A 24,356-nucleotide genomic window follows, 5' to 3' on the forward strand; every position below is an offset into this window, starting at 1 on the left:
AAGAATTTTTCCATAAAAAAGAAGCAAAGGGACGTACCCTTTGCTTCTTGGGAGAGGGAGACTCGGGGACGGTGCTTGCGTCTCATTCGAGAATCGAAATACCATTATCAGTTCGTAAAATTCGCGCTAAAAAAAGAGCCTTATCCACCAATGATATGCTCCCCTTTAGGTAGACAGATTAAAAAATAAAATCTGTTTACTTAAAGGGGAGTTTTTATTATGTCAAAAAGGGCCTTTTCACTCCAAGATAAAATTAAGATTATTAAGGCATTGGAAAACGGGAACCATACCTTTTCGGTACTGGAATCAATATACAAAGTTAGTAAGGTGGCAATTTATGATTGGATCTATAAATTTGAAAAATACGGAGTGGATGGATTAAACGAATCCTCTACTTGGAAGAGGTATTCGAAGGAACTTAAGCTGGAGGCAGTTCAGGACTATCTAAGCGGGGATTACTCCATTCAGGAAGTTACGAGGAAGTATGAAATTTCTAGTACTTCTCTCCTTCGAAAGTGGATTAAAAAGTATAATAGTCATAGAGAATTAAAGGATACTTCCAAAGGAAGGACAAACACTATGACTAATACATGAAACACTACCATAAATGAACGGAAAGAGATTGTGCTATCTTGCCTTGAGAATGGCAAGGATTATCAGAAGGCAGCTGAGACCTACCAGGTCTCTTACCAACAAGTATACCAATGGGTTAAAAAGTATGAGAATGGCGGAGAAGAAGCCCTCAGAGATAAACGAGGCAGGAAGAAGGAAGAAATTGAACTCTCTCCAGAACAGAAGATGAAATTGGAGATGAAGAGGCTTGCGAGCGAAAATGAGCGTTTACGTGCAGAGAACTTATTCCTAAAAAAGTTAGAGGAGATCGAAAGGAGGCGAAGATAAACCAGATACGCCTTGAAGAAAAATATATCGCTATCAAGGAACTTCATCAGGATGAGAAGTTCCCTCTTATCATGCTTTGTGATATTGCGGGGTTAGCCAGGTCTGCATATTATAAATGGCTGAAGCGAACACCTTCCGTACGTGAACGCCAGAATGAAGAGCTTGTAGAAGAAATGAAGGCTCTCCATGAGCAGGTTAAAGGAATCTACGGCTACCGTCGGATTACGATGACTTTGAATCGAAGGTTGGGCAAGAGCTTCAATCATAAGCGAATCTATAGGCTGATGAAGATTGTCGGCATTCAAAGCGTCATTCGGAAAAAGAAGAATCGTTACAAAAAATCATCCCCTCAACACGTCGCAGAAAACGTGTTGAACCGTGAATTCCAAGCCGAAAATCCAAATGAGAAATGGGTAACAGATGTAACTGAGTTCAAGTATGGAGAAGCAAAAAAGGCTTATTTGAGTGCGATTAAAGACTTACATGATGGAACCATTGTCAGCTACGTATTTGGACGTTCCAATAACAATAAACTGGTGTTTGAAACGCTGGATCAGGCTACAGCCCTTTTGAATGGAGAACGTCCCCTTATACATAGCGACAGGGGCTTCCAGTATACACATCAAGGATTTAAACAAAGAATAGATCAAGCACAGATGACTCAAAGTATGTCCCGAGTCGGAAGATGTATTGACAATGGTCCAATGGAATCATTTTGGGGATCACTGAAAAGCGAGAAGTATTACCTGGAGAAATATAAGACCTTTGAAGACCTTTCTGCGGCGATTGATGAGTACATATACTTTTATAATCATGAACGTTACCAAAAAAGATTGAACGGCCTTAGCCCCGTAGAATACAGGGCTAAAGCCGCTTAGATTATTTTTATTATTTCCACTGTCTACTTGACGGGGAGCAGTTCACCAAAGGATAAGGCTCTGTCGCAAATACTAATTCAATTCATGCGCACTTGACGGGCTTCGTCTGCAGAAACATATCGACATTGAAGCAAAACGATAAAAGACCAGCTTAAGAAGCGGAAATCTAAGAAAGCAGGAACCTATTAGATTCCTGCTTCACCTGCACCTTATGATGCTTTTTTAATTTCAATCACTTTTCCTTCTTGACGCCATTTCTTAAATTCTACTGCAGCTGTGAATAAAACGTCTGTCGATGAGTTAAGGGCTGTCTCAAAAGAGTCCTGTAAAACACCAATGATAAAGCCTACTGCAACTACCTGCATGGCGACATCATTCGGGATGCCGAACAAGCTGGATGCGAGCGGAATAAGCAACAGAGAACCGCCAGCAACGCCTGAAGCACCTGCCGCACTAATTGCAGCCATAACACTAAGAATGATGGCAGTAGGAATATCCACTTGAATGCCAAGTGTATGGACTGCAGCCAGTGTCATAACAGAGATCGTCACGGCAGCCCCGGCCATATTGATTGTTGCGCCTAAGGGAATGGAAACAGAATAGGAGTCCTTATCCAGACCTAAATCTTCACATATTTTAATATTCACCGGGATATTCGAAGCTGAACTCCGTGTGAAGAATGCAGTAATACCACTCTCCTTCAAACATTTAAAGACAAGCGGATATGGGTTTTGCCTCATCAATGCGAATACAATGATTGGATTGACCACAAGGGCCACAACAAGCATGCAGCCAATCAGAACCGCAAGCAATTTGCCATAACCAAGCAAAGAACTAAGTCCATTTGCATTAATAGATTCAAATACTAGACCCATAATGCCAAGTGGTGCGAACTTTATTACCCAAGTGACGATTTTGGACATTGCATCTGAAAGATTCCCAATCACTGTTTTTGTTGAATCAGCTGCATTCTTTAAAGCAAGACCAATCAGGACTGCCCAGGCTAAAATACCGATATAATTTGCATTTATAATAGCGTTAACCGGGTTATCAACAATGTTGAGCAATAAGGTTTTAAGAACCTCTACTACACTTCCTGGAGGCGTCATTCCCTCAGCGCCAGCTGTAAGCTTCAAGCTTACCGGGAACATGAAACTGGCAATAACCGCAATGAGTCCGGCCGCGAATGTTCCTAGAAGATAGAGAGAAATAATCGTTTTCATGTTTGTTTTCTGTCCTCGTTTATGCTGGGCAATCGCCGACATAACCAGGAATAATACCAATACAGGAGCAACTGCCTTCAGGGCACCTACAAATAAAGACCCCAAAATAGCAACCGGCTTTGCAAGTTCAGGAATTGTTAAGGCAAGGATAATACCAATTAACATACCCGCAATGATCTGTTTAACTAGGCTTACTTGATTCAACTTCTTCAGTAAATCTTTCATAAGTCATCTCCCCCACAAGTAAGTTCTCTTTTGTTGCAAAAGGCCAGTAAATACTGTCCTCTATAAAAACACATCTGTACGCGTAATATGTATTATAGATGTTGAAATATTATATTACAATATAAAGATTTTAACATATAAAAATTTCAACTTTCTAAATACTCAATCATCATACCCTGAATCGGCTCTTATTGTTAATAGATAATTCTTCCTAAGAATAGGTCCCTTTTTTAAAAATAAACTTATTCTATTGAAGTAGAGACTTATCCATTCAAGGTCGCTCCATTATACCCTTTGAAAAATACAGGGGCATTCTGGGGATTGCAGGGACGCTGCTTTTACTCAAATGCAAGGTGTGACTCTTTTTCGGGCAATGCAGGGGCTCTGCTTTTACCCAAATGCAAGAGATAGCGCACTTTCGGGCAATGCAGGGACTCTCCTTTTACCCAAATGCAAGAGATAGCACATTTTCGGGCAATGCAGGGGCTTTCCTTTTACCCAAATGCAAGAGATAGCACATTTTCGGGCAATGCAGGGGCTTTCCTTTTACCCAAATGCAAGAGATAGAGCACTTTCGGGCAATGCAGGGGCTTTCCTTTTACCCAAATGCAAGAGATAGCACACTTTGGGGCAATGCAGGGGCTCTGCTTTTACCCAAATGCAAGAGATAGCGCACTTTCGGGCAATGCAAGGGCTCTGCTTTTACCCAAATGCAAGAGATAGCGCACTTTCGGGCAATGCAGGGGCTCTGCTTTTACCCAAATGCAAGAGATAGCACACTTTCGGGCAATGCAGGGGCTCTGCTTTTACCCAAATGCAAGAGATAGCGCACTTTCGGGCAATGCAGGGGCTCTGCTTTTACCCAAATGCAAGAGATAGCGCACTTTCGGGCAATGCAGGGGCTCTGCTTTTACCCAAATTTAGGGGATGACGTTTTCTATAAACCCCTATGTGCAGAAAAAATAGCAGACCCTTTTATAGATCTGCTATCTTACAAACTATTTAATTATTAGCGACGCATTGCCATTTCCGAAGTCTCACGAGCTTTTGCATGAAGGTCAAAACGGTCTGCATTCATGACCTTGACCCATGCTGAAATAAAGTCTCGCACAAATTTCTCTTTGTTATCATCCTGGGCATACACTTCGGCAATCGCACGCAGCTGTGAGTTAGAGCCGAAAGCGAGGTCGACTCTGGTGGCTGTACGGACAACGGCGCCTGTCTTACGGTCACGACCTTCATATACTCCGCCATCGGCAGGCTTCCATTCCACTCCCATATCCAGCAGGTTCACAAAGAAATCATTCGTCAGCGTACCGACGGAATCAGTGAATACGCCGTGTTGTGTACCGCCATGGTTCGTACCGAGGACACGCATTCCGCCAATCAGCACCGTCATTTCTGGTGCACTGAGGTTTAATAGCTGCGCCTTGTCCAGCAAAAGCTCTTCCGGACTTACACCATACTGCTTTTTCTGGTAGTTGCGGAATCCATCTGCATAAGGCTCCAGCACCTCAAAGCCCTCTGCATCTGTTTGCTCCTCTGTTGCATCCCCGCGTCCGGCATCAAATGGAACTTTTACATCAAATCCAGCCTCTCTTGCGGCTTTCTCTATTGCGGCATTGCCTCCTAGTACAATCAAGTCGGCAAGACTGACGTTCTTATCCAGATGACTCTGAATGTCTTCGAGTGCATTGAGCACCTTCGAAAGCTGTTCTGGCTGATTCACTTCCCAATCCTTTTGCGGAGCAAGGCGGATACGGGCACCATTCGCTCCACCGCGGAAGTCCGAGCCTCGGAAGGTACTGGCTGAAGCCCATGCTGTTGTCACCAACTCGCCGATTGTAAGCCCAGAGTCAAGGATCAATTCTTTGATCTTTTCCGCTTCTTCATCCGTCAATTCATAATCAACTTTTGGAACAGGATCCTGCCAAACAAAGTCTTCTTCCGGAACTTCCGGACCAATATACCTTGATTTAGGGCCCATGTCACGATGCAATAATTTGAACCATGCCTTGGCAAAAGCATCAGCAAACTCTTCTGGATTCTGATGGAATCGGCGGGATATTTTTTCGTATATCGGATCATGACGCAACGCAATATCGGTTGTAAGCATCATCGTTGGTACTTTTACAGAAGAATCCTCTGCATCAGGGGCAAGATCCTTCTCGGCAGGGTCCACAGCCAGCCACTGATAGGCACCGGCCGGACTCTTTGTCAGCCACCATTCGTAGCCGAACAATAAATCAAAGTAGCCATTATCCCACTGTGTTGGATTTGCCGTCCAGGCTCCTTCAAGACCGCTGGTGATGGTATCACGTCCTCTGCCGCTGCCGTATGTGTTTTTCCAGCCTAAGCCCATTTCTTCAATCGAAGCTGCTTCTGGTTCCGGACCAACTTTGGCTGCGTCCCCTGCACCGTGGGCTTTTCCAAAAGTATGGCCGCCAGCGATCAGTGCTACCGTTTCTTCATCGTTCATTCCCATCCGCGCAAAGGTTTCACGGATATCCCGGGCTGCTGCCAGTGGATCCGGCTTGCCATTCGGGCCTTCCGGGTTCACGTATATAAGCCCCATCTGTACGGCGGCAAGGGGATTTTCAAGCTCGCGCTCCCCTGTGTAACGTTTATCGCCCAGCCATTCTGATTCAACACCCCAGTAAGTGTCTTCTTCCGGATGCCAAATATCAGGTCTTCCAGCGCCAAAGCCAACCGTCTTGCCGCCCATCGACTCAATGGCTACATTCCCTGCCAGCAACATCAAATCAGCCCAGGAAATCTTATTCCCATATTTTTGCTTAATCGGCCAAAGCAGCCGGCGAGCTTTATCAAGGTTGCCGTTGTCAGGCCAGCTGTTCAGCGGTGCGAATCGCTGAGACCCAGTTCCGCCGCCGCCACGACCATCTCCAATACGATACGTTCCCGCGGAATGCCAGGCCATCCGGATGAACAATGGCCCATAATGACCGTAGTCAGCCGGCCACCAGTCCTGACTTGTTGTCATGAGCTCTTGAAGATCCTGCTTAAGTGCATCATAGTCCAGCTTTTTAAATTCTTCATTATAATTAAAATCTTCTCCCATAGGGTTGGATTTTCGATCGTGCTGATGGAGAATATTCAGTTGTAACTGGTTTGGCCACCAGTCTCGATTCGTCGTACCACTCGTTTTATGACTAGTAGCACCCCCGTGCATCACCGGGCATTTTCCAACCTTTGCAGCATCCTTGTCCATTTTCGTTCCCCTTTCGTAAAAATAAAAATAATTAAACTTTCAACATTAATAACTATGAAACGGACAAGGGATTTAGTATCTATAATTGGAATCTTTCTTAATAAGGGCAGCTGAGGATGGATTGGGGAGAAAATAAGGTTGGATTTAAATGAGAGTGAATTAAAAATATACCGTGGTTTCTGTAAAACACTAGCCAAAATACACTTCCACACTTTTTTCCTTCTGTGCAGTTGCCAAGCAGTTTTGGATAAAGTTCAGGATTTGTTTTTGATCCAAGGATGTACAATCACTTTCCGACGGTGAATCACCAGTTTTAAATAATTTCTTATAGTCATTCAAGGCCTTTTCGAATTGTTGAATCGAAAATACTGAACTTCTTCCTGATCCACTAACTCCAGCATAGAACTGATAGGCCTCAAGTAAACCGTACAGCAGTATCGCATTACGATTCCACATGCTAAAACGCGCATAAGCAATTTCTTCCCTTGCTTTATTCAAACCGTATATATCATGACCCATTCATAATCCTCCTTCAAAAATAAAAATGGAATGCTTAAGGATCTTAGAAAAAATGATAAGCAGTTACATGGCTAATCACTCCTTTCGCGGTTGCAGGAATTTATGAAAATAATATGAGAGAGTAAGAGATATTTGAAAGACGAGCCGAGGATTTAATTAAGAGATTCCCTGAAAGGTTTAGAAAGTTAATTAAGGATTTTACATATGTAGAAATTAATGAGGGTGACATACATCGATATTCGAGAAGAACTTTTTTCTGTCCACTGAAAAAATAATACCACATTACGTATTATTCCAATTCAGTTTTTTTCGAACTTATCAACAATTATGTGAACGCTTTCTTTGTCTACCTTAGAAAGGCACCGCCCCATAAGGATTCAATTCCACTTTCACTAACGCTTCCATATGAGTTTAGTATAGTTGGCAATACAAGGAATGCCCTCAAACTCACAGTCTGAGGGCTGGCAAAATGCTTTTCTTTAATAGATTCCCACCGCGTCAAATCCAGCGTTAACAGCCGCCTCTTCCTCGCTGCCTTCACCATAAAGATCGATAGCAGACTGAACAGTCGCCATGCGTGCATCGCTGAAATTGGAATTTGCAGTTAAATAAACTGTTAAAGCACGATAATAAATTTTTCCTAATTTTTCTCTTCCAAGGTCCTGAGCAATCAAGTACGCGGCATGGTTAGTGATGGATGAGTTAACATGGACGCCACCGCCATCTACCGTAGTAGGCATATGATAGAACTCGTCCATGTGGTCTGGATAGACACCGCCATTTGTGCTGTATGCTCTTCTTTGCTCGTTGCTCACTACAACACCGTTTGGATTGCTGAGACTGCGCAATACTGTCAAACCGTTAGCTTTAGCTTCTGGAGCCATAATATCCTCGCCCATTTCCCAATCACTATCATCAACCAGCGCACCAAAAATATCAGCAAATGATTCGTTTAGTGCCCCAGATTGGTTTCGGTAGACCAAATTCGCCGAATGAGAGATAACACCATGAGTCATCTCGTGGGCAGCCACATCAAGGCCAGCTGACAGGGAAATCATGAATTTTCCGTCACCATCACCATAAGTCATCCAGCGCCCATTCCAGGATGCATTGTTGTAACCATTTCCATAGTGAACTTTGGAAATGATCGCCATCCCATTCCCATCAAGTGAATTTCGGCCATGTTCATTCAGGAAATAATCATACACCTTTTCCGAATTATAGTGCGCATCGACAGCAGCCCGATCATAATCGCTGATAAATGCTGCCGAGTTTCCCATATAAACAGTATCATTACTGGAGGTATAATCATTTTTAGCATCATAGGTTACGATGCCTCCAAGGTTCTCATGAGAATAATCCGCTAACGCAAATTTAGTTCCAGCATTCGGCTCTTTTACCTGGGTAATATGCAGCTCCCTGTGTTCGCCATGTACACCCTTCCCTGCACCTTTCTGCGTTTGTTCATCAGCATGCATTAAGCCATTATACTGGTCAATTACCTCACCCGTTTTTGCATCCACAAAGACAAACCAGTTTCCAGGCTCATCTCCCATGAAGTTAACATTTACTTTATAGGCTGTATTGTTTTTCCCTTCAAAAGGATAGACAACCAGTTCAGCAGTTGGTTCATATGTAAGCTCTTCAGATGCGTTGACAGAAGTCTTGGCCGTTTTTAATGCAGCTTCACTGCTTATAGAAGCCGTTGTGTCCATATCCACATTGTCAATAGTATCATTCATTCTTCCATTGACGGACACCACTTCATTATCCTTATTAAAATGTACGATGATATCAGACCCTTCTACGTTCACTCCATTTACCGTTTGATTGAAACGAACATGGGTCATTCCCAATTCATCTTTTTCTACATTTTTCACTTTGAGATTTCTTTCCGGATCCTTAATTCCTGTTTTAGACTCGTTATTCTTCAAATAATTCAATGCATTGGTTGGAGTACTGGAAGAAAATTTCTCAGCGAACCGCTCCTTCACGAACAAAGGAACACTTGCTTTCTCATTCCACTCCTTGGAAGCTTGTCCATTGCCAGCCAAACTTGAATCAGATGGCTGCGCGAACACACTGCTAACCGGGATCGAACCTACCAACATTGCCGACGACAAAACCATGGGTAAAATAAACTTCTTCTTCAAAACACCATTCCTCCCATCAATTTCCATTGGATGAGTTTAATTATATATTTCTAGATACGAAATATCATGAATAATTAGAATTATTTGAATAAATTAAAAAAACGAGCCAATAAACCTAAGTTCAGGAGCATGGGGACGTACCCTGTGCTTCTATTTTCCTGCATTGACTCAGGCATTTCGGATTACAATTTTATAGCTGAAGCAAGGGGACGTACCCTATGCTCCCTCCCAGCACAAAGAACTCCTGCCCACACTGTTTCATATTATATATTCTGAAAAATGAACAGTTAGGAGAAATGGTATGCCAAATGAAATGGATAAACAGACAATTGAAGTGGTGAATGTAACCAGTCCTGCCTTAAATTCAAGGCGCGGGAAATACTTTATCGGCAAAACCGGATTGCTGAATTTCGGCGGTGGATATTACGCGTGGGGTGGAATCGTAAATCAGGTTGGTTCTGGGGTCAATGTGTATATTGATATTTTTACGATCACAAACTTTTCAAATCAAAATTTCATCAGTGAGATCTGGTTAAACGCCGTTCCTCCAAGAAATGCAGCAGTCTCTTCCCATGTAACTCCAACAAATCAGACGATCTCACCTTCTCCACTTCCAAAGGCAGTAATGAAATATGCTGGTTATTCTGCTGAGCCCATGACCAAAGGTGTGAATATATTTGATCGAATTGTTAACCAAAATTCCACCCTTGTAAGTGACTCACACAATGGCTCCATCATTATTGGTCCCGGAGACTCATTCTCCATACTTCTAAGACCGCCGGGTTATCAATACATCTCAGGGACAGTTGTTTTGACCTGGTGGGAGGAAGCGGCCAATGCATGATCATGAGAAGACAGCCATGAACTTTGAGTCAATGGATAGCGAAAAACACCTCAATGAGGTCACCGTACTGCCCGAAAATGTGTATCACTCCTATCTCGGTGAGTACTTTCTCGGTCAAACAGATCTTATATCCTTCGGTGGTGGATACAACGGATGGGGCGGATTGGTCAACCCGGCGGACTCCAATGTGAATATATTCTTGAACGCATATACCATTAGCAACTATTCCAATGAGCCATTAACCACTGAAGCTTGGATAGGCAGCATTCTTCCCGGAAACGGAAAAACATCGCCGCATTTCGCTGCCGGGAACCAAGTCTTAAATCCGCCGCCAATGCCCCGGGCGGATATTAAAAGCGCCAGCTTCATTGCAGGAAAACCAAGCATGGGTACTAACGCCTTTGTAAGGAGGGTTGAGCCGATTACAACCCTTACAAAACATGACTTCCAAGGTATGTTTATCATCCCTCCTGGAAGTTCCTTTTCCTTATTCTTTCTTTCCCCGGCAAAAAAGCAGGTACATGCAAGAGTCGCCTTTGGCTGGTGGGAGGAAAAAGAGTAAAGTTTAAGGTGCGGTATTTGTTCGGAGCATGAGGGGGGTGAAATTAGCATGCTTTCACGGAAAAACAAACTAGACAATCTACTAAAAGAGCCTCATCCTTCAAGGAGGAAAAGGCTCTTTTTCATCGCTGTTTTCAAGATGCTTGGACTGTAATTGACGGTAAAAGGGGTGCTGGTGATTTACTTAAAAAAAGAAACGGAACCAGTATCAGCTGATTCCGTTAGCAACATCATACTGCTTTAATTGTTTTCGACTCCATTAGAATTCTTTGACGCAAATTCACCAAGCAATTCCCGCACTTCAGCCGTTGACTTTGTGTTCATTAATTCATTTCTCAATCCACTCGCCCCGGGGAATCCTTTGACATAGATTTTGAAAAAGCGATGAAGAGCCGTGAACGGCCGCAGCTCTAGATGCGAATATTGGTCATGGAGATCCATATGCAATCTTAAGAGATCGAGCAATTCGTCACTGCTATGTTCCTTCTTCTCCTTTTCAAAGGCAAATGGATTATGGAAAATACCGCGGCCAATCATTACTCCATCAACACCATATTGCTCAACCAACTCTAAGCCAGTCTGACGGTCAGGGATATCCCCATTGATCGTCAGCAGGGTATCCGGCGCCACCTCATCGCGAAGCTTTTTAATCTCCGGGATCAACTCCCAATGCGCAGGCACTTTGCTCATTTCATCCCTTGTGCGCAGATGAATGGAAAGATTAGCAATGTCTTGCTCCAGAATGTGTTTCAGCCAGCTCTTCCATTCGTCTACATCTGAGAAACCAAGCCTTGTCTTAACACTTACAGGCAATCCTCCCGCTTTTGCCGCCTGGATTAATTCTGCTGCCGCATCCGGACGACGGATCAGGCCGCTCCCCTTTCCATTCTGTACCACATTGGGTACCGGACAGCCCATATTGATATCCAGACCCTTAAAGCCCATTTCCGCCATACCAATACTCATCTGCCTGAAGTATTCAGGCTTGTCTCCCCATATATGGGCGACAATGGGCTGCTCATCCTCTGTAAAAGTCAAACGCCCGCGCACACTCTTGATCCCCTCAGGGTGGCAATAACTATCACTGTTTGTAAACTCTGTAAAAAACACATCAGGTCTTGCCGCTTCACTCACCACATGGCGAAAAACAACATCTGTCACTTCTTCCATTGGTGCCAATATAAAAAATGGCCGTGGTAAATCACGCCAGAAGTTTTCTTTCATAAATAGTTCAAATCCTCTCATCATGGGATAACTGAACTTCCCTTACCCCAAAATTAAAAGCAGAATGCTCTTGCTCCATTAACACTTATACCATGATAAAGCACTTTTTATCAATCTAGTGGGAATGGTAATTTTAACTTTCCAATCATAGCATTCCACTGGGTGAGTTAAAATAATATTTTGCTGCCAAAACTGATTAAGAAAAACGGCAGAGTCCCCTCCCGGACTATACAGCAAAAAGACCCCGAACGGAATCGGGGTCGGACTGGCAAAAGGTTTACTTTTGGGGTTACATATGTAAAACGAGTTATGCCACGCACGAATTTGGTTTGTTATTCCGTGTTCATCTTAATTTATTTCTGGCAATTGGGACAAAAGAAAGTTTTCCGCGAAGAGATTTCACTTTTTATAATGGACGCATTGCAGCGAGAACATTCTTTACCTTCTCTGTCATAAACATAAAATTGGTAGCCTCCTGTTTTGGCATCCCCTTTATATAGCGGATTTTCCATATAACCGCCTTGTTGTATCCCTCTTTTAAGGATGAACTGAATCGAATGATATAGCCGTGATAATTGTTGATCCTCAAGATCATTGATTTTTTTATCAGGTCGAATCTCTGCATGCCAAAGAATCTCATCCGAATACCCATTCCCGATTCCAGCTAGCACTTCTTGGTTGATTAAGGTTGTTTTAATTGTTCCTCTCCTTTTATGCATTAATTGATGAAAGGCATCCAATGTAAAATCAGGATCAAGCACTTCTGGTCCCAGTTTTTCAAACTCTTCTTGGACCTCTTCAGGTGATAAAAGATGCAGGTAGCCCAATCGCAGTCCAATGAAGAATAAATGTTGTTCCCCGAATGATAGCTTTACTTGAATGGTCCTGTTTGGTCTATCTTCCTCCTTGCCAAAAAACATCCATCCGCCAAGCATCAGGTGCAATAATAAACATTTTCCATCCTGTAATTGAAAAATTAAATATTTAGCTCTTCTAGTAATCGTTTTTATAGCTTGATTTGAAACTTGCATAGTTAACCCGTCAACCGGTACGTTAATAGACTTTTCCCGCCCAATCTCAACACCCGAAATTTTTTGCCCGCCTATCAATGACCCCAGCATTGTTTTATATGTTTCCATCTCTGGCAATTCAGGCATAATTTTGTCCTCCATTTTACAGTTTGTTTATACAGTATTTCCTACTGGTGAGTTATTATTAATGGCTGGAATGCGGGAATTCACCATCGCTAAAAAATCACAAAAAAAAACGAATTCCTTCAATAAGAATTCGTTCTTCTCGTATCATTACGACGATAACTATAGCAACCATGGGGTGCAGGTCAAGTTTTCGAGCTAGTTCTCTGTTATTTTGTTTTATTTAATATTCGCTTAATAATGCCCTTCATTAAGTCTCACTACTTCAAGTTCTTTTATATTCTCATTCAATTTCAATGCTAAACTTTCAATCCCAAAAAGCTCTGTGAAAGTATGACTCCCAATGATAAGATTGATTCGTTTAAACTGAGCATATTGAATCGTAGACAAATTGCATTCCCCTGTAATGTATACATCACACTCATTTTCAACTGCTTCTTTAAGGCAATCTGTTGGCGCGCCATTGCCACAGACTAAGCCCACTCGTTTCACCTTCTTGTCATTGAACCGCCAAAATTTAACTGGTTCTTCTAGTAGATTTACCATACGATTTACTAATTCCTTAAATTCGATTTCTTCATCAGATTCTGCGACTCTGCCAAAATATAACCCTTCCCATTCGTGGGTTCTTTTAACGATCTCTAAATTCAATTTCGTTAATAAACTATCATTGGTTCCAAAGTTACAGTCATCAAGCGGCAGGTGATTATAGTAGTGACTAATACCATATTCCGCTAGTTTTTCTATGCATGCCTCTTTTAATTCATATAATTCACCCCATGCATCATGGTGTGTCACCATCATGTCAACACCCTGAATTCTCGCTTCCTCTATCGTATCAAGCGTTAAGTTAACACTGTACCCTAACTTCTTAACTTTTTTATCCGCATGGTATGTAAGCCCAGATTCCTTTGAATAGATTTCCTCATTTATAATGTTAAACAGACCATTAATTCTTCCAACAATATATGTAACATCCATAGACTTTCCTCCTCAATTCATCATGTTTTGCCCTACCTTGTCTGCATATCCCTACTGCGTTCTTCCAAATATCATTTATTGATTATGGCGTTCTAACAGATTTTGATTTATCCATAGCTAAATCGAAGAAATTGTATTTCATTTTATTTTCCTTAAATTCCTTCACCGTTCTTTCTCAAACATCGGTTTCATCCATATTATACCATTTAATTAAACAAACCTCTAACCTTTATGTAAATTACTTATTCTGCCTAAAAGTGGACCCCGGGGGCAAAAACCCCCGAACCATTAGTCCGAGGGAACATAAAACATACTTCAACATTCAACTAAAATCCACTAAACCTATTCATACCAAGCTACTTCAACTCTATCAACGCTACACACTTCACATGTGCAGAGTGTATGTGGCAATACATGAGATGTTGGTGAGTTACACTTCTTTTAAGATAAGCACAATACATACTGATTCTCTCTTTGATCAGAGGGGTTTCATTATTCTCTCTATCTAATTGATTTAGAGAAAAACCCCTCTTGTCCGCTTTATAAGAAAAAAATACCAAAAACAGAATTGACATGTATAGTGTACTAACCATATAATACACATATAGCGTATGAACTACTTAATACACACACTTAAAATGACCTAATTTCTTAATAGGTCGTATAGGAGTTGTTTCAATGACTGTAAATTTTAATAATCGGGATCCTGTCTATTTACAGATTGTTCGTTATTTTAAGGAACAAATCGTAAATGGAGTATTAGAGCCTGGAGAAGAAATCCCATCAAGGCGGGAATTGGCAAATAGGATGAAAGTGAATCCAAACACTGCGCAGCGAGCGTATAAGGAAATGGAGGAACAGGGTTTGATTTATACGGAAAAGAATCATCCAAGCAAGATCACCACAGATCAACAAGTTTTAGGAAATGTAAGAAATGAGTTGCTTGTTGAGGCAGTTGATATGTTTGTGACATCTGTTCGTTCGATTAATGTACCAGTCGAGGAGCTCCTTGACTTGGTTAAGGAAAAATACAAGGCAAACGTGGATAAGGAGGCTTAAATATGATTGAAGTAAAAGCGGTTGAAAAGAAATATGGACGCAAGAAAATATTAAAAGGCGTTTCTTTTACAGCTAAAAAGGGTGAAATCACTTGTTTAATCGGCATAAACGGAGTTGGCAAGACGACCATCCTAAATGCAATTATGGCGCTTACACCCATTAATAAAGGCCAAATTCTTATAGACGGAAAAACGTTAGATAAACATACTTTCGAAAAGATCACTTTTATCCCTGATGCCATTACGATGCTTCCACACATGACGATCGCAGAGGCTATGGAGTTTATGGACGACTTTTATCATTGTTGGAATCAGGAACGCGCAACCGAATTACTAGGCTTTTTTAGATTGAATCAAAGCGATCGAATTTCTTCCCTCTCAAAGGGAAATACAGCAAAGGTGAATCTGCTCCTTGGATTAGCACTAGATGTGGATTATGTATTAATGGATGAGCCATTCTCTGGAATTGACATGTTCAGTCGAGAGGATATTGCCAATGTGTTTACAAGTCACTTGATTGAAAATCGCGGCGTTATTATTACAACTCATGAGGTAGGAGATATCGAACATTTAATAGATAAGGTTGTCCTGTTGGATGATGGAATGGTGTCCAAGGAATTCAGTGCGGAAGAAGCACGCGAAATCGAAGGAAAGTCTGTCATTGATGTAATGAGAGAGGTGTATCAGCGATGAGGAATTACTTAAAACTCGTTAATTTTGAATTTAACCGTGTTGCTAAACTATTTGCCGTTTTACTAAGTTTCACATTTATTGTGCAAGTCATCGGAGTGATTGTGCAATCAAAGAGCTACTTAAATATGGCTGATAAAAAAATTTATGAAGAATTCATGCCAAAGGCACAATTTCTGGAGTCTTTCGGTCATATGAGCTTCTTTCAAATCATAAGAAGTGTATGGTTTTTAGGGCCAATCGCAATATGCATTGCTGGTGTAGGTTTTTACATCTTCCTCATTTGGTATCGTGATTGGTTGGGGAAAAACACCTTTATTTACCGATTACTAATGCTTCCAACCACAAGATTGAATATCTTTTATGCAAAAATCACCACTATCCTTATCATGACATTTGGCTTAGTTGCCTTCCAACTCATTTTACTGCCGGTCGAGATATTGTTCATGAAAACAATGGTACCAGAAGAGTTTAGAAGCGATATGGGTGTAGGTGAACTTTTGACAAATATGCCTGAACTATCCATTATTATCCCAGGAAGCTTCGTCGAACTGATCTTATATTATGGAACAGGTTTGTTGGTTGTTTCTGTTATATTTACCGCAATCTTAATGGAAAGAAGTTTCAGGTGGAAAGGGATTTTTGCTGGCCTTGTATATATTGCGATTGCATCGGTGATTTTTATTTTACCGTTACTTCTACAAGAATTTGTTCTTAATGGGTATTTCTATCCGGTTGAATTATTGGTGCTTGAAATCATTACGGGTTTGATTATACTGGCAGCATCTATTTGGATGAGCAGATTCCTATTAACGAAAAAGATCACCGTATAAGGAGTGTTTTTACATGAAAAAATACTGGAAGTTTATAGCGACCATTACCATTATAGTGCTTAGCATTGGAACCTTCTATGTCTCTTCTACTATGTCAGCGGAATCACATCCAGAGTTCGTGATCAAAACAATAAGTGGTAATGCAGAAGAAATAAAGCCATTGGTGTTGGAGGGGTCATATACTTCTTCAATGAGTTATGTAGGTACAAACTTAAAAGTCACTTCAGATGGATCTACATACGATAGCCGTTCCTTTCTAGACAAGCTAATCGGACAGCCTCCAACTGTAATCAAGGATTTCCAAGAAAAATATCGGACTTTCATGCGTGGTAAAGATCCACTCGTTAACTATTTTTTCGAAAACGAGGAATTTCTGGCTTATGCCACTGTAGATTATAGATTAGATTCATTAAGATCAAGAGACTTTAAGTTTCATATTTCAGTGTTAAACAAAAAAGACGGTAGCATTGACTCCTTCACGGAGGAAGTTCCTGATAGTGGAGAACTCGAGTATATTTCTGTGGATGATGTACAGAAGGTTGAGGGTGAGTTATACCTTATTACCAGAAATATGACGAGAAATAATGATAATTTCTCTGAAGAAGCACATATCTATACGATCAATATAGCTAATCAAAAAATAAGTGACCATGAAGCCATAGTAGACACCACGAATGGACAAAGTGATACTCGTATCAACGTACGACTAGTTGAAACCACCCCGACAGAAGCGAATAACCACCTGATTATTGTAAAAACGGAACTAAAAGTGATTGAAGATATGGAATCTATAAGAGAAGAATTTATAAACCAAGAAATCATTTCCTACAATTTAGTAACAAAAGAAAAAGAAACAATTGATGTACCAGAATTGCGATTAGATGAGAATCAACTCAGCTTCTTTGACGGCTCTCTCATTTATTTCACGAGATTAGATGGGCAAGAGCTGGTAGTAACTCCTTATAGCATAGTAGACAATCATGCTGGAAAGGCATATAGTATTAAACTCTCAGGTGAGAATGGTCATGTGGATGGTCAATTGACAACCATAAAAGATGGTAAACTCTATATTGCTTCCTCACAATTAAATGCGGATGTGGTTGTTGCGGATGCAGATAAAGGTGAAATACTTTTTAGAGGTCAAGTAACTTTAGAAGATTCATCGAAAGAAACAAGGCAGTTCGAGCTATATCTACACGAAATATATGTGAAATAAGACAATAGGCAATGGGGGCTTTCCTTCTGGGTGGAATTGAAACCAGACATGGAACAGAATTGAGGACAGTTCGTGCGTCTCATTCCAGATTCTAAATGGCTTTATCAATTAGTATAATTTACTGATACTACAAGAGCCTTATCCACCAAAGGATAAGGCTCTCACATTTATGCAAGTACAATTTTGGCAACAGCTTCACAGTGTGTCGTCTGCGGAAACATATCCACAGGCTGCACTTCAATCGTCTTGTACCCGCCATCTTCCAGTATTCGCAAATCTCTGGCTAAGGTGGCCGGGTTACAGGATACGTACACAACCTTCTTCGGTTTCATATCGATGATGGTTTTCAGCAGTGCTTCGTCGCAACCCTTTCGCGGAGGGTCGACGACCAACACATCGGCGCTGTTGCCTTCATCGTACCATGCAGGAATAACTGTTTCAGCTTCTCCTACTGCGAATTCCGCGTTTGTGATTCCGTTCAGTTCTGCGTTTCGTTTTGCATCTTCGATGGCTTCAGGTACGATTTCTACGCCGAATACCCTCTTTGCTTTTTGCGCTAAAAATAACGAGATTGTGCCGATGCCGCAGTAGGCGTCAATGACCGATTCTTCGCCTGTCAGCTCTGCGTATTCGAGTGCTTTGTCGTAGAGCACCTTTGTCTGTTCAGGATTGACCTGGTAGAATGATCGCGCTGAGATGGCGAACTTGATGTCTCCAATAAAATCATAGATGACCTCGCTGCCCCAAAGGACTTCTGTTTTATCCCCCATGATTACATTCGTTTTCTTCGAGTTAACGTTATGAACGATTGATTTTACCTTAGGAAGCTGTGCAACGATTTTTTCGACCAATTGATTCTTACTAGGAATTTCATTCGTCCTGGTCACGATGACAACCATCAGCTCTCCAGTTTGCCTGCCATAACGGGCCATGATGTGACGGAGTACACCTTTATGGGACTCCTCATTATATGGCTGAATCCCGAGCTCGCTGGCGATTTCTTTTACCGCCTGTACAGCTTCATTAATTTCATGAAGGTGCAACAGACTCTCATTCGTGTCGACGATTTCATGGCTGCGCGGCTTGAAGAATCCTGCGATCAGCTTGCCGTCCTTTTCGCCAACTGGCACCTGAGCTTTGTTTCGGTAGTGCCACGGATTCTCCATTCCTAAGATTGGATGCACTTTAACGTCCTCAAGCTTGCCAATCCGTGTCAGTACCTGCTTGACCTGATTTTCCTTATACTTCAGCTGGCCCTCATAGTTAATGTGCTGGAGCTGGCAGCCGCCATATTTATGGGCATCCTCAGCAGGGCACTCAACACGGAATGTACTTCTTTCAAGGATCTCCATCAAGCGCCCGAAGCCGTAGCCCTTGTTTGCCTTGATCACTTTGATTTTCGCTTTTTCACCTGGAAGCCCTCCCGGGACGAAAATCGGGTAGCCGTCAACCTTTGCCACACCCGCCCCGTCATGCGTCAAATCCTCAAACTCAACATCTATATAATCGTTCTTTTTAACCGGGATTGTTTTGTTCATCGTTTCCGTCCTTTGCTGTAAATTAGCTAAATCAGATTTTATCATATTAAAGGCCGGAATGCGAAAAGCTCCGGCCCAGGGAAAAGATTATTTACGTTCTACTTTCTTTGCATCGGCCTGCTCTGGGTAGCTTTCTCTCACGCCGCCGTCAATCCAGAACACAACATGGTCGCCTTTTTGAAACTCATCAGTTGTTCCATATGTCAGCCAGATTAACTCCAGCCCGCCCTGATCGATTAACGCCTTGCTGGAAACATCTTTTAACTCGTTGTATTTTGCAAGACTAATATTTTGCGCAACCAAAATTGAATGATCGTTAACCTCTAAAATAAAACCCTCTCCCGAATCCTGAGCTTTTGCACAGCCACCAAGACTAACTAATAGCACGATTATGATTAGGAAAAAGAATTTAATCGCCCTCATGCTAATTCTCTCCCTACTCCACGGTAAACTCTTTCGTCACTTCGTACTTTTTTCCGTCCTTCGGAGTCATCCATGCAGTAAGAATATATTCTCCTTTTCCGAGAGACAGTTCATGCAGATCGATTTCATAAGTCAGCGACTCTCCCTGCTTCACTTTCTCTTCTCCCAATGCCTGCAAAAAGGAAGCGACACTTGAGAAAAGAAATATCTCCTTGCCATCCTTTGTTTTTACCGAATAATCAAATCGTTGAGAGCTCGTAAATTCAAGGGTTATTTCTTCTTCCGTCTGATTCTTCACTTCATATTGAAAAATTAACGGGCTTTCCTCTTTTAAGCTTGCAGCCATCTCTCCTGCCACGATCCCTTGCCCTCCTTCGTTCTTAACATCATTCTGATTGTTATTTACCCTATTTTCCGTCCCGCATCCAGAAACCAGTATTCCCAGCAGCAAAACCATCAATAATTTTCTCATCGCCCGCTCCTCCTGATGAATTCATCAAATAATCCTTCATTATATTTGTCAGAGAAAGAGGTCAAAATGTTACATGGACAGTGAAATAAATGGCACCATTAAAAAAAGAGGAAGCCCAGGTCTCCTCATAAAAAACAGAAGCAGGAGAACCGCCCCCTGCTTACCTATATACTTTCCTTCTCATCCACTGTGTTGCGGCCCATTTATCGCCAATGATTACTGGTGCTCCACCGTGTAATGTTAAATCGTTTAAGCTTTGATCATCATAGAAGTATTCGAAATAGACCGCCATTCCCTTTTGTGGTGTTACTGAGAAATTGAGTTTAGGGAAATACGTTTCTCCGCCTTGCTCTACATCATTTAAGTACATGACAAGCGTACTGATTCTTGGATTTTTTACAGTTGGTGATGAAAAAAAGTCAAAATGAGCCTTATACTCTTGACCGACTTCATAATTAAGAACTTGCAAGCCTTCTCCATGTTCAATCGGTATACTCATAATTTGGGAAACTCTTTTTTCAACTTTTGCAACCAGATCATTTTCACTTTCCTGGAAAAACATACTGCTGCTTGTTCTGAGTTCATCCACTTCCAGTGAATTCGCAACCTTTGACCGCTGCATCCGGTCCTGCGACATCCTGATGAGCGCCTCACATTCTTCATCGCTTAAAACATTCCCTAAAATGACAATCAGGGGTTCTTCTAATCTGGCAATGATGTTTATTTCTCGATCATCTGTCTTTATTTTATTGCCTGTATGATTAAAAATAGTAGGTTCCTTAACCGTTGCATCCATTGTCATTTTCATCAACCTCTTGAATGATTATTTTTCTGAAAAATTAGATATTTTTATACACAGATGCATTTATTCATTCGTTAAGTTCCGGTGTTTCCTCCTGTAGTTCAAAATGGATATGGTTGATCGTTTTAATCATTTTACAACGGGGAATGATAGATTTCTATCTAAATATTTTTACATTTTAGTAACTTCACTCAATCTCCTAAACCCTCATAATGCATTCCTTCATCGTCTAGCTGGTAATCAGGAACACCGATGCCTACCTGTTTAATTTCATTCTTATTTACGGAATAGGTGTAAACCCATGCCTTCTCATTATCAAACCTTACTTCTAGATGATAAGGATTGTAGTTGCGGCTAGTTCGTCTGCTGATTTCCCAATCTTCACCCGGGTACTTCTTTTCGAGATGTTCATTTAATTGCTCGATTTTGATCCCAACGTGATAGTCAATCCAAAATGGGCGAATCGCAAAGAAAGCACTCTCCACCAGGGCCACGCACAGTACAACAGTCAGGCTGATTTTACGGATATTTCTCGGTAAAAGAAAAGCGAGGACAAGAAGCACGGCCACAATACCGATAGCGAACAGAATTTCAATAATAGTTATTGGATGCATGAGACCGACCCCAATCATAAGATTGATTTAATTTTACCATATATTTACTATCAATTTATTAAAGATGAATATTATCAAAATAACTTTCTTATATTTAATGAAGGGGAGGGATTGATATGTCAATTGCTTCATTCGTGTTGAAAGGAATATTAGCTTTTATTTTTCTGGGTGCAGGGGCCGGGAAGGTTTTAGGTTCAAGAATGCATAAAGAAAATTTCATCCAATGGAGGCTTCCGCAGTGGTTTCGTTTGGTCACCGGGATTGTGGAGCTGGTCGGTGCAGGGTTATTGATCATTGGTTTTTGGCATAATGATTATGCTGCTGCAGGGGCAATATTGCTTGGGTTTACCGCTATCGGCGGGGTCCTTACCCATCTCCGTGTAAAAGATCGTTTTCAAGAAACGATGCCGATTGCTGTAATTGGCATCTGTTCATTTGCATTGTTTTTTTTGCTTATATAAGGAAAAGACGGAACTTGCCCAGTTCCGTCTTTTTACGTTAATTCACTTTTTGCTTAGACATATATAAGAATGCTTTTATCATAAAATAACTGACTTCATCAGGAAGGAGTTCTTTAATCGGCTTGAGCCTGTCGCGGCCCGCTTCTGCAACGGCTTTCTCCAGATCATCGATATACTGCGCTGGGATCAGCACTGAATAGTCGACTTCCATTCCCTGCTGGATGCACTGGATCAGATGGTTCTCGACCGTGCTCTCAGCCAGCTCCCGTTGAGTGGCAATCTCGGCAACCGTCAGCTTGTCCTGATGGAGCTTATATGTTCCAAGGTGAGAATCGCCGACGGCTTTCCTCGCCGGTTTTGGCGGAGCTGCAACAACATTCATGTCTGGCTGCCGTTCTGGATGCTCCTCGCAAAATTCGATGATTTTTTGAATGAAAGGGGCTCCGTACTTAGACAGTTTATGCTCGCCTACTCCACTGACATTAAGGAACTCCTTATCTGTCAGAGGCAGCTTTAAGCACATATCCTTCAACGCCGAATCTGAGAAAATCACAAACGGCGGCACTTTCTCCGCCTCCGCGATCTCTTTCCTCAAGGCACGAAGCTCTTCAAATAACGGATCATCATTGGAAACCTGTTTAATTTGAACGGCTTCCTTCCTGAAAACCTGAGTTTTGCCAAGAAGGACATCTTTGCCTTTCGGCGGCACATAAATGGTTGGATACGTGCCATGCTCAACGCCTATCAGCTCCTGGGAGATCAAAAATTCGATCAGGTCGTTCACCTGCTTGGCGTTACGATCTTTCATCAATCCGTATGTCGGCAGTCTGTTCAGACCAAACTCAATGACTTTTTTATTTTTCGAACCGGTCAGTACATTAGCGGTCATCGCCTTGCCGTATTTCTGGCCCATCCGGATGATGCACGACAGCACCATCTGCGCGTCCTTCGTGACATCCTGGGTTTCACGGGAATCTATACAGTTTCCGCAGCGGCCGCATGGCTCCGTTTCGGTTTCGCCAAAGTAATGAAGAATGTACGATTGCAGGCATTCCTCGGTATGACAGTAGCCGACCATTTGCTGAAGTTTTTCAAGCTCAGGACCAATCCGCTCGCGGTCCGCTGACTGGTCGATGAGGAAACGCTGGACCTGGACATCCTGTGATGAATACAGCACGATACATTCGCTGTCCAAACCATCACGCCCGGCACGGCCGGCCTCCTGATAGTAGCTCTCCATATTCTTCGGCAGCTGGAAGTGAATTACGTACCTTATATTACTTTTATCAATACCCATACCGAATGCAGAAGTCGCGACCATTACCGTTGCTTCATCCTGTAAAAAACGATCCTGCTCGCTGTTCCGGTCAACATCATTCATGCCTGCGTGATAGCGGGCGGCATTGACGCCTTCCCTCTGCAGCCATTCATAAAGCTGGTCGACGTTCTTTCTCGTCGCCGTATAGATGATGCCAGCTTCTTTTTCATTCTTTTTAACAAATTCCTTCATGAATGTCTGGCGATCCTGGCCCTTGATCACCGAGAAACTCAAATTCTCCCGTTCAAATCCGGTGATGACCGTGTTCTCAGGGTTTATTTTTAGTGAGGCGCAAATATCCTCCCTGACCTTCGGCGTTGCTGTTGCCGTCAGGGCGAGCACGATTGGCTGCCTTGGCAATCGGTCAGCCAGTCCGGATATCTGCAGATAGCTCGGGCGGAAATCATGGCCCCACTGCGAGATACAGTGCGCTTCGTCAACAGCGATCAGCGGAATATCCATGTCCTGCAGGTCGTCCATGAACTCCCAAGATCCAAGACGCTCGGGCGCGATGTACAACAGCTTGTACTTTCCATTCCTCGCATCGTCCATCCGGGCCGCTGCTTCCCCGGCTGTCAGCGTACTGTTGATGTACGTTGCCGGGATGCCATGCTGGATGAGCGTATCGACCTGGTCCTTCATCAAAGAAATCAACGGGGAAATGACGATGGTAGTCCCCGGCAATACAAGCGCCGGGATTTGATAGACAATCGACTTTCCGCCGCCAGTCGGCATCACACAGACGGTGTTCTTACCTTCAAGCACAGAACTGATCGCCTGTTCCTGGCCATGGCGAAAAGAAGAATAACCAAAATGATTTTGCAATAATTCACGGGCTTTTTGAAGCAAAATAGGTGGCTCCTTTCAGTGAGAAATTTTGAGGGGATTATAGAGGGCTTACTATTCCAGTATAAACGAAAATCCAAGCGGTTGGCGAGCCTTTAAGAAACGAGGCCGTTAATCGTTTTAAAAATCGATCCAAACGGGTACAAATTCATTTTTTCCATTATAGTGTTCAAATTAGCCAAATAAAAAAAGTC

At 42.2% G+C, this 24,356-nt stretch carries 20 protein-coding genes and 1 pseudogene; 8 read left to right on the plus strand and 13 right to left on the minus strand.

Features of this window, described 5'->3' with window-relative positions; translation table 11 throughout:
* The first annotated feature begins 219 nt into the window (after positions 1-219).
* Positions 220-1,778 (plus strand): annotated as a pseudogene (locus tag M3204_RS18985) (IS3 family transposase).
* A gap of 209 nt (positions 1,779-1,987) precedes the next feature.
* Here the strand turns inward: M3204_RS18985 and sstT are convergent.
* The 4 genes from sstT to M3204_RS19005 all read right to left on the minus strand — a co-directional run bounded on the left by sstT (position 1,988) and on the right by M3204_RS19005 (position 9,127).
* The gene (gene sstT / locus M3204_RS18990; RefSeq protein ID WP_251486155.1) at positions 1,988-3,226 is read right to left on the minus strand and encodes a serine/threonine transporter SstT; all 1,239 of its coding nucleotides are present in this window, start codon (positions 3,224-3,226) and stop codon (positions 1,988-1,990) included.
* A gap of 1,009 nt (positions 3,227-4,235) precedes the next feature.
* Complete coding sequence (gene katG, locus M3204_RS18995; protein ID WP_251486157.1) at positions 4,236-6,455, minus strand: catalase/peroxidase HPI; 2,220 nt, start codon at positions 6,453-6,455, stop codon at positions 4,236-4,238.
* Positions 6,456-6,644: 189 nt separating this feature from the next.
* Positions 6,645-6,974 carry a hypothetical protein gene (locus tag M3204_RS19000; protein WP_251486160.1) on the minus strand — a complete coding sequence of 110 codons (330 nt, stop codon included), beginning with the start codon at positions 6,972-6,974 and terminating at the stop codon, positions 6,645-6,647.
* A gap of 479 nt (positions 6,975-7,453) precedes the next feature.
* A complete protein-coding gene (locus M3204_RS19005; protein ID WP_251486161.1) occupies positions 7,454-9,127 on the minus strand; it encodes a M4 family metallopeptidase in 1,674 nt (557 codons plus the stop codon).
* A 301-nt stretch (positions 9,128-9,428) separates the two neighbouring features.
* Between M3204_RS19005 and M3204_RS19010 the strand changes: the two genes are divergently transcribed.
* Together M3204_RS19010 and M3204_RS19015 are read left to right on the plus strand one after the other, a co-directional pair.
* Positions 9,429-9,971, plus strand: coding sequence for a DUF6143 family protein (locus tag M3204_RS19010; RefSeq protein ID WP_251486165.1), 543 nt, complete (start codon positions 9,429-9,431; stop codon positions 9,969-9,971).
* Entirely contained in the window at positions 9,964-10,533 is a 570-nt protein-coding gene (locus M3204_RS19015) for a DUF6143 family protein (protein ID WP_251486168.1), read from the plus strand. Before M3204_RS19010 ends, M3204_RS19015 begins: the two co-directional genes overlap by 8 nt.
* A 239-nt stretch (positions 10,534-10,772) precedes the next feature.
* Here the strand turns inward: M3204_RS19015 and M3204_RS19020 are convergent, their stop codons facing one another.
* From M3204_RS19020 to M3204_RS19030, 3 genes are all read right to left on the minus strand, one after another.
* The gene (locus M3204_RS19020; protein ID WP_251486318.1) at positions 10,773-11,756 is read right to left on the minus strand and encodes a tRNA dihydrouridine synthase; all 984 of its coding nucleotides are present in this window, start codon (positions 11,754-11,756) and stop codon (positions 10,773-10,775) included.
* A 353-nt stretch (positions 11,757-12,109) separates the two neighbouring features.
* On the minus strand, positions 12,110-12,913 hold the full coding sequence (gene mutM / locus M3204_RS19025; RefSeq protein ID WP_251486173.1) for a DNA-formamidopyrimidine glycosylase: 804 nt from the start codon (positions 12,911-12,913) through the stop codon (positions 12,110-12,112).
* 231 nt (positions 12,914-13,144) lie between these two features.
* On the minus strand, positions 13,145-13,891 hold the full coding sequence (locus tag M3204_RS19030; RefSeq protein ID WP_251486175.1) for a Nif3-like dinuclear metal center hexameric protein: 747 nt from the start codon (positions 13,889-13,891) through the stop codon (positions 13,145-13,147).
* Positions 13,892-14,569: 678 nt separating this feature from the next.
* On the opposite strand from M3204_RS19030, the gene M3204_RS19035 reads away from it, so the two are divergent.
* The 4 genes from M3204_RS19035 to M3204_RS19050 are packed head-to-tail and all read left to right on the plus strand — an operon-like array spanning position 14,570 to position 17,688.
* A complete protein-coding gene (locus M3204_RS19035; protein WP_251486177.1) occupies positions 14,570-14,950 on the plus strand; it encodes a GntR family transcriptional regulator in 381 nt (126 codons plus the stop codon).
* Between the two features lie 2 nt (positions 14,951-14,952).
* Positions 14,953-15,642: an ATP-binding cassette domain-containing protein gene (locus M3204_RS19040; protein ID WP_251486179.1), complete on the plus strand. Its 690-nt coding sequence runs from the start codon at positions 14,953-14,955 to the stop codon at positions 15,640-15,642.
* Positions 15,639-16,472, plus strand: coding sequence for a hypothetical protein (locus tag M3204_RS19045; protein ID WP_251486182.1), 834 nt, complete (start codon positions 15,639-15,641; stop codon positions 16,470-16,472). Before M3204_RS19040 ends, M3204_RS19045 begins: the two co-directional genes overlap by 4 nt.
* A 13-nt stretch (positions 16,473-16,485) precedes the next feature.
* Positions 16,486-17,688, plus strand: a complete 1,203-nt coding sequence (locus M3204_RS19050) for a hypothetical protein (RefSeq protein ID WP_251486183.1) — start codon at positions 16,486-16,488, stop codon at positions 17,686-17,688.
* A 167-nt stretch (positions 17,689-17,855) separates the two neighbouring features.
* Here the strand turns inward: M3204_RS19050 and rlmD are convergent, their stop codons facing one another.
* The 5 genes from rlmD to M3204_RS19075 all read right to left on the minus strand — a co-directional run bounded on the left by rlmD (position 17,856) and on the right by M3204_RS19075 (position 21,537).
* Positions 17,856-19,226 (minus strand): 23S rRNA (uracil(1939)-C(5))-methyltransferase RlmD, encoded by a 1,371-nt coding sequence (rlmD, locus tag M3204_RS19055; RefSeq protein WP_251486185.1) that lies wholly within the window; start codon positions 19,224-19,226, stop codon positions 17,856-17,858.
* 87 nt (positions 19,227-19,313) lie between these two features.
* Positions 19,314-19,649, minus strand: coding sequence for a DUF3221 domain-containing protein (locus tag M3204_RS19060; RefSeq protein ID WP_251486187.1), 336 nt, complete (start codon positions 19,647-19,649; stop codon positions 19,314-19,316).
* A 13-nt stretch (positions 19,650-19,662) separates the two neighbouring features.
* Positions 19,663-20,121: a BsuPI-related putative proteinase inhibitor gene (locus tag M3204_RS19065; RefSeq protein WP_251486189.1), complete on the minus strand. Its 459-nt coding sequence runs from the start codon at positions 20,119-20,121 to the stop codon at positions 19,663-19,665.
* A gap of 160 nt (positions 20,122-20,281) precedes the next feature.
* Positions 20,282-20,923 (minus strand): 2OG-Fe(II) oxygenase, encoded by a 642-nt coding sequence (locus tag M3204_RS19070; protein WP_251486192.1) that lies wholly within the window; start codon positions 20,921-20,923, stop codon positions 20,282-20,284.
* Between the two features lie 191 nt (positions 20,924-21,114).
* Complete coding sequence (locus M3204_RS19075; RefSeq protein WP_251486194.1) at positions 21,115-21,537, minus strand: hypothetical protein; 423 nt, start codon at positions 21,535-21,537, stop codon at positions 21,115-21,117.
* Positions 21,538-21,653: 116 nt separating this feature from the next.
* Here M3204_RS19075 and M3204_RS19080 point away from each other — a divergent pair, with 116 nt between their 5' ends.
* Positions 21,654-21,998, plus strand: a complete 345-nt coding sequence (locus M3204_RS19080; protein ID WP_251486197.1) for a DoxX family protein — start codon at positions 21,654-21,656, stop codon at positions 21,996-21,998.
* A gap of 37 nt (positions 21,999-22,035) precedes the next feature.
* Here the strand turns inward: M3204_RS19080 and recQ are convergent, their stop codons facing one another.
* Complete coding sequence (recQ, locus tag M3204_RS19085; RefSeq protein ID WP_251486200.1) at positions 22,036-24,165, minus strand: DNA helicase RecQ; 2,130 nt, start codon at positions 24,163-24,165, stop codon at positions 22,036-22,038.
* Positions 24,166-24,356 lie beyond the last annotated feature (191 nt).

The organism is Mesobacillus subterraneus (assembly GCF_023715485.1).
GTDB lineage: Bacteria > Bacillota > Bacilli > Bacillales > Cytobacillaceae > Mesobacillus > Mesobacillus subterraneus_B.